Origin of the sequence: Providencia sp. PROV272, assembly GCF_049901975.1 — a bacterium.
GTDB classification, from domain to species: Bacteria; Pseudomonadota; Gammaproteobacteria; order Enterobacterales; family Enterobacteriaceae; genus Providencia; species Providencia stuartii.
Genome location: NZ_CP096291.1, coordinates 1,175,764 through 1,190,182, shown reverse-complemented (window position 1 = coordinate 1,190,182; position 14,419 = coordinate 1,175,764). Strand labels below are relative to the sequence as shown.

Below are 14,419 nucleotides of genomic sequence, written 5' to 3'. Positions count from 1 at the left end.
TTCTTATCTTTATTGGTAAACAATATCGATAGTCATGGAGGCATTTGCAAAACCAGGTGTTACTTTTTCATTTATTTGTTTATAGTAACCCCGCATAAAAATATGAATGTCACCCTCACTCTTTACACTATTAATAATTTCATTTCGTACATTGAGCGTTAATGCTTTCCAATTATTTTTATCCATTGAATATTCTGTTTCTATCCCAACCCCCGTTGCAACGCCATCGACCGCATCAAGCGCTAAGACACTAGATTGACCAGAATAACTGTTACCTTTAGGTATAAATATCACTGGAATATTACTTGGACATTTCAAGCTAATTGACCAATCTGCCTTTGGGCTAGTCGAACCAACGCTGCCTCCCAAACCTGTAGAGCTTAAATAAATATCCCCTAAATTAATATTTTTAGTTTGGTTAGAACTTAAATCACAAGTTGAAGCTTTTACAGCACCTGTGATGTTGACTAACACATCGTAACTGTAAGCATGGTTTATAGTTAACCCGAAATAACTCAGCAATACTATCCGCAGTATTTTTTTAGTGGTCATATTAATTAGCCTGTACGACAAAGGTAACCGAAGCGTTTGCTTTACCTTGTGTAATTTTACTATTGGTTTGAACATAACGAGCACGCACTTTTAATTCAGTATTTCCCTTATTAATAGCTTCATTCTGCATAAAGTTATATAGCGTATTAATATCTCGGTTGACCCAATTGTGGAGACTATTTTCATAGCTTTGTAATTCAATTGCAGCTCCCGTTGAATATCCATCACCTTTATCAAGCGATAAATAACGGCCATTAGATTCTGAAACACCTTGAAATTGGCCATTTAATACACTCATTTTATCTGGGCAATCAAACTCAAGTGTAAATTCAATCCATTCAGACTGGGAATTTATTGCACTGCCAAAACCTCTAGGACTATTAGTTAGCCAAGTTCCTAAATCAACACTGATATTCCGTGTTTTGATACCACAAGTCGAATGTTTAATGCTTCCTGTATAATTGACCATTACTGTTGCAGAGGCCGAATTAATCAGAATAGGGATAAGGAATACGAGAAAAAAATAACGTATTAGATTGTAACCTTGTCTCATGGTATCAATCCTTTAGTCATAAGCAAACGTTAGTGTTAATGCTGCATTCCCTGAACTCGCTTTAACCTTTTTGGCCGTTTTAACATATTCAAAACGCAATGGAACGGTATAATTCTTTTTGCCTGCTTCCGTACGAAATAGAAGCTGATGATTATCGGTAACAACGTTTTTATCACCACCAACTTTTAATGCCGGAGAGCCATTATGAAAAACCTGCACGCCATAGCCAGGTGAGTCCGAGTTATCTGTTAACTCGATGAAATCACTGCCTATTTTAGAGGCTCTTCCATATTCGCCTAATGTCATATAAACACGCATCTCAGCATTACAACTCATCTCAATACTTTCTTCTGCTAAACCAAACCTATAGCCAACATCAAACCTATTTACCCTATTTAGATCATGCTCCCCTAAATCGATATTTAATCTTTTTGTATTGATATTACAAGTAGAGGCTGTCGACTTTAAATGAGTATAGCTACTATCTATAAATCCATCATAAGTATATTGGGGATCATCGTCCTTATAACAGGTAAAAAATGCCCGAGCATCGCGAGAGATCTTTGTATCACCTTTTGGCGGGATACCATCAACTCTGACTCTTGCAAAGGCAATTTCAATCCTGACCTCAGTATCAGGTTTTTCTAAACTAAAAGGGCCACTTCCATACCTATCTTTTATTGGATACCACTCAGGATCACCATCCTCTCTAATTCCCCAAGCATAACCAACGCCTTTAACATTTCCAGCATAAACAGGGAACGCTTTTCCTCCAAAATTAACTGTTAGGCCTGTTGCGTACCTAGCATCATAAAATCTCATTTCGGTAAACTTCCCTTGCTCTTTCGGGTTATTAAGGTTGCTTTGACAAACTGTTCCTGAATATATTTGCCATCCCTCCCCGATAATCGTTCCCGATGCAACCTCTCCCGCAGCATCATCAAACACTAATTCTGAATCAGAAAAAATGATCCTTGCAGAAATATCTGAACTTATAGCTATATTTGGGTAACCACATAGCAATCCGAGAAAAAATGCAATTGATGATAATTTTAATACTGTATTTTTCATTTTATCTCCGTTCTTTATTCACATATTGCTTGCAGAGATGCTACTGGCATTTGCTTTTCTTGTTCATTAAGTTGGTAATTGGCCATACACTGTTCATCTGTTTGATTTCCCCATTTAATATGGATCTTTCCTTGCTCTGGCATACCACTAAAATAAATATCACCATTATCCCCAACAATACCACCACTGCTTAATCCATCTTGTTCGGAAACTAATTGTCCTATTGAACCAAAAGGAACGGCTTGTCCATTGTGCGTCACTGTCAATAAAACTCGATATCCTGTATATGTCTTAAACTCCGCTAACATTGCCGCACCTCTTGTCGGAACTAGGGTCAGTGCGCTTTTTTGCAAATCAACATTTTCTGGTAATGACGTGGTATCTAATAACACTTCATTCTGTGTATAGGCGCTGAGATAAGGAACTATCGCATAACCTCGCCAATCAGTTCTTATTCCTGTTTTATTTTTAACTTTAACCCCTTTTGCTCCCGGCGCCTTCACAATAGCAAAAGAGTCATAGATTGGCTGAGATAATGTCACACCATCAGAGTGCACAACAATGGCACCATTTAAGCCATAATTGGCGCGTTGTGAAAATTGGTCATAGCTATAGCCAGCATTTGCGATGGTATACGTACTTTTATAAGATAATGAAGCATTACCTTGTGCTTTTTGATTTCGATTGCCGTATGACTGCTGTACTGAATAATTTAAATTATGATCATCCAACAGGGATCCACTCAATCCAGCCATATAATTACTATCCCCTCTGTTATTACTACTCATAGAGAGATTTAGCATACTATTATTAATCGATAGGCCACCAAGAGGTATGCTAAAAGAGAGAACAAATTGGTGATCAGCCTTATCGTAGCCTGAAAAATCAGAATAGCTATAATTCAAGGTATATTGGTAACCTTTATAGTTATTATTGTAACCCGCATTTAATGTCCGCTCATGACCACTTTGATTCCAAAAATCTTGCTGATAAGCGGAAACATAAAGGTTGCCATAAGCCTCTAAATCCTGATTAACCGTCGCTTGATAACGATTTTTTTTGCTATAAAAACTGTCTCGAAAATAATTAGCGTTAGCTTCTGGGAAAGAATAAAAGCCCTCTGTTGAATAACGATAACCTGCAAAGGTGACTGTGGTACCTGTAGTTAACAGATTTTTAGTATATTGAACACGGTACGATTGACCTGTTTTTTGTCGGTTATCAAATTGAGTAAATTTTGTTTTTGCTTGGGTCACATCTGAAGACAAAGCACCAACATAACCTAGGTTTAATCCAATACCCGCAGCATAAGATTGGTAATCTTTGGAAAATAGACCACCGCCATACGCCGTTATTCCTTTAGGTAAACCATAAATGACAGTTGCTTGCGCAAAATTAGGCTCTTTGCCACTGTTATTATTTTTAAATTTCCCGCCAGTCACTGCGTATTTCAATTGACCTTCACGCTGCATAATGGCTAATGAAGAAAAAGGAACGATAAATGAGCGTTCACTCCCATCGGCCTCTTTTACCGTCACCGTTAAATCTCCGCTCGTTCCCGTCGAATAGAGGTCGTTTATTTCAAAGGGGCCGGGTGAAACATAAGATTGATAAATAATATAGTCATTTTGTTTTATCGTTATTTCGGCATTACTTTGCGCAATTCCTCGGATGATCGGTGCAAAACCACGTAGAGAGCTGGGGATCATCGATTCATCTGAAGCGAGTTTAGCACCACGGAATTGAAAACCATCAAAGACTTCACTCGGCGTTGAAGTATCACCAATTGTTAATTGAGATTTAAGAGGATTAATGCCTCGTTCAAGGTAGGTTTCAATATTTTGCCAACGGCTTTGATTATTTTGATAAGAATACGTTGAATAATTTTTTAAACGCCAAGGGCCAACATTTAACCCACTGCGTAAGTTAACATAGTGGGATGACGTATCTGCATGAGAAGATTTATACCAAGTGTTAGATCCCCGATAAAAATAACTTAATACCAGAGCGGGTACACCATCATCCCATAAACTAGGATCAACTGTTCCAGACGCTGTTTTATTCATCGCTATCTGAGGAATAGAAATAATCAGCTTCTGGTTAGTCAATTCAAGCCGTGTATACGCATCTGGAATATACTTTGAAATATCTTCAATTGGCTGTGTTTCAGTTAAATTGGCAAAAGTAGGAAGGGTTTTAACATTAACCCCCCAATTTTCAAGTTCCTCTTTAGTGAGTACTGGTATTAATTTTTGATCCTCTTTGCTCTTAACAAAAACCAAAGATTTAGAACCTACTCCTCGCCCATTTAAGACGATATCTACATGATATTCGCCCTCCTGCTGTCCTCCAGGCGTTGAAAATTGCTCTAAACTTTGCAGTTCGGCTATATTTTGTCCATTAACTGGCGTTAACGAGTGAGGACTAAAATAGTCACCAGCAAACGCCATTGGAAGGCAAGCAACTGACAGAGTTAAACCTGCAATGGCTTTGCTGAGCGAATGAGGAGCAATCTTGCTGAGTTCAAATATGGATACTAAATTTTCTTGTATGTACTCGTCTTTATTAAAAATTAGCATAATAGTAAAATTCCATACCTGACTTTAATTTTTTATTATTTTAATTCTTGCTCTTGACTATCTGTTATCCCACCAACATCAGTCACGGCTTTCCACATCACTTTATTAACTTGAATACCTGAAATATTCCACGAATGCTCTCCCATAGGAGGAAGCATAACAGGCTCGTCAATAGATTTATTCCCTACTTTTAATTCACTAAAAGAGACATAATAAGGTGTTGGATTTTTACCCACTAACAGGTTGCCTTTTCTTTTAAATGTCACTTTTTTATAAGCAGCCCCTGCGTCTGCGCTCGATAATGATTTAGGGCGATAAATCAGTTTGATTCGATTATTAATCGAAATAGTCAGGTTATTTTTAGCATTAGGATCAGTCGGTGGAATCGACTTTACATTCAACCAAAAAACGCTTTCCTTATCGTCAGGTAGATCTTTACCTGTATAAACAATCCTCAATGAATTGCTGGATTCAGGTTCAATTCTAAATAAGGGAGGGGTGATAACAAAAGGTAACTTAGTTTGATTATTACTATCGAAATGATCAATCCAAGATTGAATTAAATATGGTGTCTTATCATTATTACGAACTGTAATGGAAGCTTCTTTGCTGTTTGCATCATAAATAACCCGTGTTCCACCAAGTACAACACTTGCATTCGCTTGGGTTACGATTAAAAAGAAGAAAAAAAGAGTAGATATTAATGTTTTAACCATAATGCTATCCCTAAATATGGGGAACATACCTTCTGATAATCACGTGTAGAATGATATGTTCCCATTAATGCTAAAACTTTGTTAAATTAAATCGAGAATTTTTCTCACTTTAATTATTATTGTTTATTTACTTGGCATTATTGGTTATAAGAAATTGTTACTGTCACATCCGCGTTAGCCACACCCGCTTTTACAGGGCCAGTTGTCACATAACGGGCATAGTATTCCTTCTCACCGCTATTATTAGCTCCTTTAAGTTCAATTTCACCCGCTGGTGCTCCAGGGGTAATATAAGCTGTATCGCTTTCAGCATGAGTAATACCAATACCAGCACCAACTTCTGTGGATGTTTTATATAAGCTGCTATTTGTACTATCCGCAGTTCCAGTGAAAGTGATCTTTGCTTTTTTAATAACATCAGGGCATTCGTTAAGTGCAATCACAAACTTTGTTGGTTTTGTTGTTTCATCGGATTTTTGAAAATGGCTCACCAACCAAGTGCCTAACTGTACTGTTCCTTCACTTGAGTTCTCATTATTTGTTTCGATAGTACAAGTTGATTCAACAAATTGCCCTTTAAAATGGATAGTTCCCGTTTCTTTACCATCAATGACATCTGCATTTGCAACGCCAGTGAATAAAGACATAGTGATAGCTGAAGTAACTAATAAGGCTTTATTTAGTTTCATCTTGATGACTCCTAAAATATATAATTTGTTATCTAATTCTTTTATTGGTATTTCACTATGAAATTACATAGTTTAATAAGGTTATTTCTTATCTCGACCATCCTGCATAGGAGTATATGCAATTTATGTGTAAAATCCAGTTTACGTGTGAAAACCGTTAATTTACATTAAAAACAAACAAATCACTAAACAAAACACTATAAAAAAGGAAACCATAGAACAAAAAACCAAAAATAAAACACAAGAAAGCTATTAAATCCAATTCGAGGGGTAAGAGAGTATTCAATATTCTAATACATAAATGTAAGGCAATATTTCACCCTACTGTGCTGATATCTCTACTATTTTGTGTTTGCTATTTTTTTTCGATATCAGAAAACACAATAAAATCATTATGTTAAGAATATCTATTTTTCCTACCCAACGAAAAATAAAAAAAATTTAAGATTGAAATTATTTTAATACTTTTTTGTTAGTTACATTTGAACATATATCGCAAAAAGACAGTTTAGTTATATTTATCTCATAAATTATAGTGATTGTTTTTTATTAATATTATTTACGCCAGAAACCAAACTAAGTATATTTTCGTAACTGTATTCCATGTTAATTTCATGATTGATAAAAATCTGAATTGAATATAGGGATCTAACTAATCGTCGATAGATATTAAGGTATAAAAAAACCCCCAATAGTTAGCTAGCTATTAGGGGTTAAATTAAATCACTTTGAGATAAGAAAATAAGTTATATCGTTAACTTCTTAGCCCTCTCCCTTGCTCAATTAAATACCATGTTAATCCATAAAAAATCACAAAGAAGATCATCAATACACCTAATGTCACGGTAATTGATACATCAGCAATACCTAAAAAGCCATACCTAAAGCCACTGATCATATACACAATCGGGTTGAGTTTTGATACCGCTTGCCAAAAGGGAGGTAATAATGAGAGTGAATAGAATACGCCACCTAAATAGGTCAATGGTGTCAATACGAAAGTAGGAACTATGCTGATATCATCGAATGTTTTGGCAAAAATTGCATTTAATAACCCTGCCAGTGAAAAAACGATTGAAGTTAATAACAATGTAATTATCACCATACTCCAAGAGTGTACTTGGAGTGGAATAAAGAACAGTGACACGATGGTGACAAGTAGCCCAACCAAAATACCGCGAGCAACACCACCACCAACAAAACCAGCAATGATGACATGTGTCGGTACTGGCGCAACGAGCAATTCTTCAATGTTCTTTTGGAACTTAGAGCCAAAGAATGAGGAGCAGACGTTAGAATAGGAGTTCGTTATCACAGCCATCATAATCAAGCCAGGAACAATAAACTGCATATAATCTACCCCACCCATATCGCCAATTCGGGAACCAATCAGGTTACCAAAAATGACAAAATAGAGAGACATTGTAATCACTGGCGGTAATAACGTTTGTACCCATATACGACCAAAACGTGTGACTTCTTTAATCCAAATAGTCTTTAATGCGACCCAATATAGAGAAATCATTGTGCTTCCTCCAAACGAGCGGCATGACTTTCTTTTTTCACTAAGTTCACAAACAGTTCTTCCAACCGGTTAGCTTTATTGCGCATACTTAAAATTTCGATGCCTTGCTCATTAAGTTGGCTAAATACCCCATTTAATCCTTGCTCTCTTTTCACATCAACTTCTAAGGTCGACGTATCAATTAAACGAGTTTCATACCCTTTAAGCTCTGGAATAGGGCTTCTTGTGCCAAGGTCAAAAATAAAGGTTTCAGATTCCAGCTGACTTAATAATTGTTTCATACTCGTATTTTCAACTAACTCGCCATGCTGAATAATACCAATATTGCGACAAAGCATTTCTGCCTCTTCAAGGTAGTGTGTGGTCAAAATAATCGTCGTTCCTTGTGCATTGAGCTTTTTCAAAAAGCTCCACATAGAACGGCGTAATTCAATATCGACCCCCGCGGTCGGCTCATCCAAAATCAGTAGTTTTGGCTGATGCATTAGCGCTCGTGCAATCATTAAGCGACGCTTCATCCCACCGGATAGGTTACGCGCGCGCTCATTGCGCTTTTCCCATAAATCCAATTGAGAAAGATAGGTTTCTGCCCGTTGATGGGCTACAGAACGAGAAACCCCGTAATAGCCCGCTTGGTTAAGTACTATCTGTAACACGGTTTCAAATGGGTTAAAATTAAACTCTTGAGGAACTAACCCTAATTGTTGTTTAGCTTGTACGACTTGCTTGTCTAAATCATAACCAAACACTTTAACAGACCCACTCGTTTTATTGACCAATGAGCTAATTATTCCTATTGTGGTCGACTTACCAGCGCCATTAGGTCCAAGTAATGCATAAAAGTCACCATCTTCTACGCTTAGATCAATTCCTCGCAAGGCTTTCACGCCACCTGGATAGGTTTTGGTGAGCTGCGATAACTCAAGTGCGTAAGTCATATGTAAAAAACACCTTTATTCTTGGATAGGTTTGGGAGCAATATAATACTATGATGCCATTTTTTTCTGATCACTGTTATGCAGAAAAGAGAAAATAGGTATATGCTAACCAATTCATGTGGTTAGTCATATCAATATTGTCTAATCAGAATGAAATGCACATCATAAGGATGTAAAGATTAATACAACTGAATATTAATTAATAAATAAATGCTGTATAAGATTTTAACGTAAAGTAACACAACTAGGCTATACGTCATGATGAGAAAAATTGAAGAGCTGTTTGCTAACAACGAAGCATGGTCAGCTTCCGTAAAAGAAAAAGATCCTGAATTTTTTAAAGAACTATCCAAAGCTCAGAAACCGAGATTCTTATGGATAGGTTGTTCAGACAGCCGAGTACCTGCCGAAAAATTAATCAATGCTGCACCAGGCGATCTCTTCGTTCACCGTAATGTTGCAAACTTAGTTATCCATACCGACCTAAACTGTTTGTCGGTTATCCAATATGCTGTTGATGTCCTTCAGGTTGAGCATATTATCATCTGCGGCCACTATGGATGTGGTGGTATTGAGGCTGCGGTTGACAATACTGAACTTGGCTTAATCAATAACTGGTTACTGCATATTCGTGATATTTGGTACAGACACAGCTCAATGTTAGGTGAATTAAAACCTTGCGAACGCTTAAATCGCTTATGTGAATTAAATGTCGTTGAGCAAGTTTACAACCTAGGTCACTCAACCATTATGCAATCAGCGTGGAAACGTGGGCAAAAAGTGATGATCCATGGTTGGGTTTACGGTATCAACAATGGTCGTCTACATGACTTGCATATTACCGCAGATAGCCGTGAAAGATTAGAGCTTTGCTACCGTGAAGCAATTGCTAAATTGACCAATAAAAAATAATTTTTATTTATCGCGATAAACGAATAAAAGGCCGTTCCATGGAACGGCCCTTCTTTTAACTAACGCATCGAATATTATTCACTTACTCTTCAATCAGCGTGACATGACCAATATAAGGTAAATGACGATATTGTTGTGCATAATCGATACCATACCCAACAACAAATTTGTCTTCGATTGAATATCCAATCCACTCGACAGGTACTTCAACCTCACGGCGTGATGGCTTATCAAGCAGAGTACAGATTGCCACGGATTTAGGACCGCGCAATTCAAAGATCTCACGAACCTTATTTAAGGTATTCCCTGAATCAATGATATCTTCAACAATCAACACATGCTTATCGCGAATGTCTTCATCTAAGTCTTTGACTATTTTAACATCGCGACTTGAGTTCATTGCGTTACCGTAACTTGAAACGGTCATAAAATCGACTTCGTGTGGGACTTCAATCTTACGGCATAAGTCAGCCATAAAAATAAATGAACCTTTTAATAAACCTACTAAGACCAGCTCGCCATCAATATTTTTATAATGTGCGCTAATTTTTTCAGCTAGTTCACTGACTCGCTGGCTGAGCTCTTCTTCAGAGATCATCACTTCTAGTGTATGTTTCAATTTCCCACTACCTATCTGTTTTGAATACTAAAATTCACATTTCTATGATAAGACGCAAAACGCTTTTAAGCCGCGACCAACAGCAACATTAGAAATATGAGAACAAAATTTGGAAGGAGTATAACAGAACTCACCATTTGTCGTAAAAGAGGATCCGATAACTTGTTATAAATTTTATAACTCATCTTTCACAATTTCAGGCAATATGGCCTTTTTATGATGAGAAAACGAATAAAATCAATAGCAATAGATATGAATAAAAGATGTCATCCTTGACTTTTTCACTTCAGTATTAGGGCGTAATGAGGGCATAGCAGCATGGCTCATTAACGACCTAATACACAAGGCTAAGTGATATCACCTCAACTCACTGTGAAGCCCATCATCATGCCAGTATCTTCGTGCTCTAAGAGATGGCAATGCGCCATATAAGGATGCGCCTTGGTGGCAGGATGTTTAAATTCCACCAGCACCTCACTGACTTGGCCTTCAACTTTAACAATATCTTTCCAACCTTGTCGATGAGGCTCCACAACCTTGCCATTCTCTTTTAGTATGCGAAAGCGCGTTCCATGAACATGGAATGGGTGAAGCATCATATCGCCACGACCGGAAATAACCCATATTTCTTGGCGATTCATAGGGGCATCAAAGGCGGCTTCCGTCATCGAAAATGCCCGACCATTAATTGTATTGGCATTATGGATATCAAGTTCACCAGAGCCGGTTCCGCAGTGGCCTCCGCCATTACGCATACCGCCCATATTACCATGCCCCATCATGCCCATACCGCCATTTTCACCATTCGACATCATGTGGCCTTGCATCATGCCACCATGTCCGCCCATATGACCCATCGCTTGCTCACCATAGCGCTCACGTAACATCATCATCCCTTGCATATCCAAGCGCATATCCATCATTAAATGAAAACGACGACGCGTTAATCCAGCCAATGAAGGGAGGGCGGGCAACGTCGCGAGCTGTTCAGACAATTTCCCCGCACCAGTACCCATTGTGGTTTCAATATGTAACACAGGTAAGGGTTGATTAAATGGCGCGATTGTCATGCCCATTTGATTAACAGGCAGTGTCAGCAAGTCAAAAGAGCGGCCATCCCTCGCATCAATCAGCACTTCAAACCTTTCCCCCATCAGGATAGGTAATTCGGTCACAGCAATAGGCTCAGCGAGCAATCCGCCATCACTTGCTACAACATACATTTTACGTCCATCACTGGTTGAGATGTTCAAGCTACGTGCATTACAACCATTAAGTAGCCTTAAACGCAACCAGCCTTTTGGTGCCACATGTTTCGGAAATACCGCACCATTGGTTAACATCAAATCCCCAAACCAACCCACGGCCGCACTCATCACATCCAATTGGTAGTCGATTTGCCCATCATCTTTAAGTCGCTTATCCTGTAAAATCACAGGGATATCATCAACGCCCCATTGGCTTGGTAACCCATGTTTGTCGCTTTGTTCATCTTTAATAATCACAAGGCCCGCAAGCCCCATTGCGACTTGATAACCTGTTTTGCCATGAGTATGAGGATGGAACCAGCAGGTCGCCTCTGGTTGGTCGATGGTGAAATTGACTTGGCGACTAGCGCCCGGTTTGATGATCGCTTGTGGCCCACCATCCTGCTCCCCTGAAATTTCAAGGCCATGCCAGTGAACGGTTGTCTCTTCTGGTAATTGGTTAGCAATATGAATATTTACGCTCTGACCTTTTTTCAGGCTCAAAGCTGGGCCGAGTAAGTCTCCGTTATATCCCCACGTTGTCGTTTTTTTACCGGGAACAAATTGGGAAGCACCTTGTTTGATTGCTAATTGGATATTACCTTGGGCATCAGGCTCTAGCAGTGGAGGGATTGCCAGTGTTGGGTAATTTTCGGCTGCCACAGCGATACGGCTCCAAATCGGTAGTGCACTAGCCGCATAAGTGATAGCGCTCAACTTAATGAAATCGCGACGTAACATTGATAACCTTCCTTTTATTTATCAAATTAATAAACGAATTCAAACTATCTGGCTCCGTGGGTGATTACCGTTTAGGGCCAAAATATGGTTTAATGTCCAAAAATGATAAAGCTTCCCCTTACAGGAAGGTCAAGGAAACCATGTACTTATTAAGGGTATATTACACAGTTTTAAGAAAAATATACTTGACTAACAATTCTATTGTTATGTTAACGTTACTTGACATAAAAAACAGATAGAATACTGAATGCGCAAATTTACTGTAATTTTTTACATCATAACTCTGTTAGGAATAACCCATTCTGCCAGAGCATTGACCCCCAACGAAGCTGAAGATCTTGCTGATCTCACAGCGGTCTTTATCTACTTAAAATATGATTGTGGCTACACCCAAATCCCTGATAGAGAAATTGAACGAGCTATCGTTTACTTTGCTCGCAGCAATAAGTGGGATTTAGGGGATTACGATTCACACCAAATGACTGTTTTGAACAAAGAGAGCTACAATGACCTAAAAGGGATCCCGCTCCCGCAAGAATTTAAATGCCAATCTCTTGCGCGTGATTCATTAGGCTTATTTGCTTATGTAAAATAAACATCTCCCCTTATCGAGGGGAGTCAACGCTCACTGATCAGCCAACATCGCTATTACGCTTTTTTTTCGCCCGCTTTTCTTGCCAGAACATAGCAATGGAAGGAATACTTTGAATAATCACCATCCTAATGATGTGATTTGACATAACAAATCCAGCATCCAGCTTCATTGTGATTGCAGCAAACGTCATCGCTTCCATGCTTCCCGGTGCCCAAGCCAGCAACAATACCGAAATCGGATAGCCAGTCACCCATGCAGCAAACAGTGTGATCAATAAGGTTAGGAAAATATTAATAATGACCACTTGAGCCGATGAATAGATATTTTTGATCAATGACGACAGTGGAAAAACAATAAAGTGGTTACCAATATTCATCCCGATCAAAACCATACTGAGTTCAGTGATCATCACCGGAAAATGGATTTGCACATCTAGCCAGCCTTGGATCAGCGTCGCAGCACCTAATGATGTCAGCATAAATGGAGCAGGAACATGCATCCGCTGCAATACCAAGCCTAATCCTAACCCCGTTAATACAATGAGCGTTAACCAGAAGGTTGCTTCTAACGTCAAAGATGGCAGTACAATTAACGGCTGGGGATCCCCATTGCTACCTACCACGATCCCAGCTAACAAAATTAAAATGATGAGGCGGATCGTATGAGAAATGACAATTTTTTGTGGCGGGGTATGGGTATGATCTGTTAATGCTAATATGGCCGCCATGGCTCCCGGAACAGAGCCCAGCATCGCTTCTTGTTTTGTCCACCCGACTTTGCGATGAAACCAAAAGTAACTGAATGAAAATTGGACGGCTAAACAGACGACCAACATCAAAAGGAGTAGAAATAGATTTTCCACTTGCCCCAATGAGACTTGATTAAACATCAGCCCCACAGACGTTCCTAATGATATCTGGACAAATGTGAGCGTATATTTTGGAATGGCAAATTGAATTTTGAAGCGATTAAACACAATGACAGCAATGATTGGACCAAACATTAATGCGAGAGGTACGCCAAGATAAGTGAGGGTTCCACCAATTAAGGCACAAATAGCAATGCCTAAGCCCATCTTCAATAATCTTATCATCGCAAAATCCTATCACTGCGAGAGCAGTTAGCGTGCCTATATTATCTGTAATAGTCTTAATAGTATCCTCTTAATACTTTAAATTCATTAAATTATTAGATAGTAAATAACCGTATAAATCATCATTACCTTGAGAGATAAGCAAAATTATGACAATACGTATCACAACATCCCCGTCTGAATCTGAAGTTGCTCGTATTCATCAATCATTAATTAACTATAATTTGCAATTTTTCAGTGAAGATATTCATTCCCCATTAGCCGTATTTTATGAACAAGAAGGGGAAATATTAGGCGGAATAACAGGCTCAACACTCGGAAATTGGCTACGAATTAACTACTTTTGGCTCGAAGAGTCACTGAGAAAGCAAGGCATTGGATCACAATTAATACAAGCCATGGAGAACAAAGCGAAAGAGTTGGGGGCCAAATATGCACAAGTCGATACATTCAGTTTCCAAGCAAAACCTTTTTATGAAAAACAAGGTTATCAGGTGATCTCAACACTGATTGAGTACCCGATTAAGCATGAAAGGTATTATTTTATGAAAGCGTTATAAATCTATATATCAGGAACGATAGGTACTCC

14 protein-coding genes are annotated in these 14,419 nt (G+C 38.5%); 3 read left to right on the top strand and 11 right to left on the bottom strand.

The genetic code is table 11. The annotated features are described in order from the left end of the window. Positions 1 to 9: 9 nt before the first annotated feature. The 8 genes from M1E93_RS05350 to M1E93_RS05315 all read right to left on the bottom strand — a co-directional run bounded on the left by M1E93_RS05350 (position 10) and on the right by M1E93_RS05315 (position 8,623). Positions 10 to 552 (bottom strand): fimbrial protein, encoded by a 543-nt coding sequence (locus M1E93_RS05350; RefSeq protein ID WP_004922566.1) that lies wholly within the window; start codon positions 550 to 552, stop codon positions 10 to 12. A 1-nt stretch (position 553) separates the two neighbouring features. After that, positions 554 to 1,105, bottom strand: a complete 552-nt coding sequence (locus M1E93_RS05345) for a fimbrial protein (protein ID WP_004922571.1) — start codon at positions 1,103 to 1,105, stop codon at positions 554 to 556. Between the two features lie 12 nt (positions 1,106 to 1,117). Next, positions 1,118 to 2,176, bottom strand: a complete 1,059-nt coding sequence (locus M1E93_RS05340) for a fimbrial protein (RefSeq protein ID WP_426207171.1) — start codon at positions 2,174 to 2,176, stop codon at positions 1,118 to 1,120. Positions 2,177 to 2,190: 14 nt separating this feature from the next. Next, entirely contained in the window at positions 2,191 to 4,755 is a 2,565-nt protein-coding gene (locus M1E93_RS05335) for a fimbria/pilus outer membrane usher protein (protein ID WP_392503890.1), read from the bottom strand. Between the two features lie 35 nt (positions 4,756 to 4,790). Further along, positions 4,791 to 5,471 (bottom strand): fimbrial biogenesis chaperone, encoded by a 681-nt coding sequence (locus tag M1E93_RS05330; RefSeq protein WP_154598521.1) that lies wholly within the window; start codon positions 5,469 to 5,471, stop codon positions 4,791 to 4,793. Positions 5,472 to 5,608: 137 nt separating this feature from the next. Then, complete coding sequence (locus tag M1E93_RS05325) at positions 5,609 to 6,160, bottom strand: fimbrial protein (RefSeq protein WP_004922584.1); 552 nt, start codon at positions 6,158 to 6,160, stop codon at positions 5,609 to 5,611. Positions 6,161 to 6,914: 754 nt separating this feature from the next. Further along, positions 6,915 to 7,685: an ABC transporter permease gene (locus M1E93_RS05320; protein ID WP_004922587.1), complete on the bottom strand. Its 771-nt coding sequence runs from the start codon at positions 7,683 to 7,685 to the stop codon at positions 6,915 to 6,917. Continuing rightward, entirely contained in the window at positions 7,682 to 8,623 is a 942-nt protein-coding gene (locus M1E93_RS05315) for an ABC transporter ATP-binding protein (protein WP_004922590.1), read from the bottom strand. The genes M1E93_RS05320 and M1E93_RS05315 overlap by 4 nt, the downstream gene beginning before the upstream one ends. A gap of 258 nt (positions 8,624 to 8,881) precedes the next feature. Here M1E93_RS05315 and can point away from each other — a divergent pair, with 258 nt between their 5' ends. Next, on the top strand, positions 8,882 to 9,535 hold the full coding sequence (gene can / locus M1E93_RS05310; RefSeq protein ID WP_004922593.1) for a carbonate dehydratase: 654 nt from the start codon (positions 8,882 to 8,884) through the stop codon (positions 9,533 to 9,535). Positions 9,536 to 9,617: 82 nt separating this feature from the next. Here can and hpt read toward each other — a convergent pair whose 3' ends face one another. Together hpt and cueO are read right to left on the bottom strand one after the other, a co-directional pair. Continuing rightward, entirely contained in the window at positions 9,618 to 10,154 is a 537-nt protein-coding gene (hpt, locus tag M1E93_RS05305) for a hypoxanthine phosphoribosyltransferase (protein WP_014656584.1), read from the bottom strand. 362 nt (positions 10,155 to 10,516) lie between these two features. Beyond that, positions 10,517 to 12,142, bottom strand: coding sequence for a multicopper oxidase CueO (gene cueO, locus M1E93_RS05300; RefSeq protein ID WP_053110371.1), 1,626 nt, complete (start codon positions 12,140 to 12,142; stop codon positions 10,517 to 10,519). Between the two features lie 247 nt (positions 12,143 to 12,389). Here cueO and M1E93_RS05295 point away from each other — a divergent pair, with 247 nt between their 5' ends. Further along, positions 12,390 to 12,737 carry a YacC family pilotin-like protein gene (locus M1E93_RS05295; RefSeq protein ID WP_004922605.1) on the top strand — a complete coding sequence of 116 codons (348 nt, stop codon included), beginning with the start codon at positions 12,390 to 12,392 and terminating at the stop codon, positions 12,735 to 12,737. A gap of 37 nt (positions 12,738 to 12,774) precedes the next feature. Here the strand turns inward: M1E93_RS05295 and M1E93_RS05290 are convergent, their stop codons facing one another. Beyond that, entirely contained in the window at positions 12,775 to 13,830 is a 1,056-nt protein-coding gene (locus M1E93_RS05290; protein WP_004922609.1) for an AbrB family transcriptional regulator, read from the bottom strand. Between the two features lie 149 nt (positions 13,831 to 13,979). On the opposite strand from M1E93_RS05290, the gene M1E93_RS05285 reads away from it, so the two are divergent. Next, complete coding sequence (locus M1E93_RS05285) at positions 13,980 to 14,390, top strand: GNAT family N-acetyltransferase (protein ID WP_004922612.1); 411 nt, start codon at positions 13,980 to 13,982, stop codon at positions 14,388 to 14,390. The last annotated feature ends 29 nt before the right edge of the window (positions 14,391 to 14,419 follow it).

What these genes read in the sequence shown, in the direction of transcription:
- M1E93_RS05350 (WP_004922566.1), bottom strand. Translation starts at nt 552, where the DNA reads ATGACCACTAAAAAAATACTGCGGATAGTATTGCTGAGTTATTTCGGG.
- M1E93_RS05345 (WP_004922571.1), bottom strand. Translation starts at nt 1,105, where the DNA reads ATGAGACAAGGTTACAATCTAATACGTTATTTTTTTCTCGTATTCCTT.
- M1E93_RS05340 (WP_426207171.1), bottom strand. Translation starts at nt 2,176, where the DNA reads ATGAAAAATACAGTATTAAAATTATCATCAATTGCATTTTTTCTCGGA.
- M1E93_RS05335 (WP_392503890.1), bottom strand. Translation starts at nt 4,755, where the DNA reads ATGCTAATTTTTAATAAAGACGAGTACATACAAGAAAATTTAGTATCC.
- M1E93_RS05330 (WP_154598521.1), bottom strand. Translation starts at nt 5,471, where the DNA reads ATGGTTAAAACATTAATATCTACTCTTTTTTTCTTCTTTTTAATCGTA.
- M1E93_RS05325 (WP_004922584.1), bottom strand. Translation starts at nt 6,160, where the DNA reads ATGAAACTAAATAAAGCCTTATTAGTTACTTCAGCTATCACTATGTCT.
- M1E93_RS05320 (WP_004922587.1), bottom strand. Translation starts at nt 7,685, where the DNA reads ATGATTTCTCTATATTGGGTCGCATTAAAGACTATTTGGATTAAAGAA.
- M1E93_RS05315 (WP_004922590.1), bottom strand. Translation starts at nt 8,623, where the DNA reads ATGACTTACGCACTTGAGTTATCGCAGCTCACCAAAACCTATCCAGGT.
- can (WP_004922593.1), top strand. Translation starts at nt 8,882, where the DNA reads ATGATGAGAAAAATTGAAGAGCTGTTTGCTAACAACGAAGCATGGTCA.
- cueO (WP_053110371.1), bottom strand. Translation starts at nt 12,142, where the DNA reads ATGTTACGTCGCGATTTCATTAAGTTGAGCGCTATCACTTATGCGGCT.
- M1E93_RS05295 (WP_004922605.1), top strand. Translation starts at nt 12,390, where the DNA reads ATGCGCAAATTTACTGTAATTTTTTACATCATAACTCTGTTAGGAATA.
- M1E93_RS05290 (WP_004922609.1), bottom strand. Translation starts at nt 13,830, where the DNA reads ATGATAAGATTATTGAAGATGGGCTTAGGCATTGCTATTTGTGCCTTA.
- M1E93_RS05285 (WP_004922612.1), top strand. Translation starts at nt 13,980, where the DNA reads ATGACAATACGTATCACAACATCCCCGTCTGAATCTGAAGTTGCTCGT.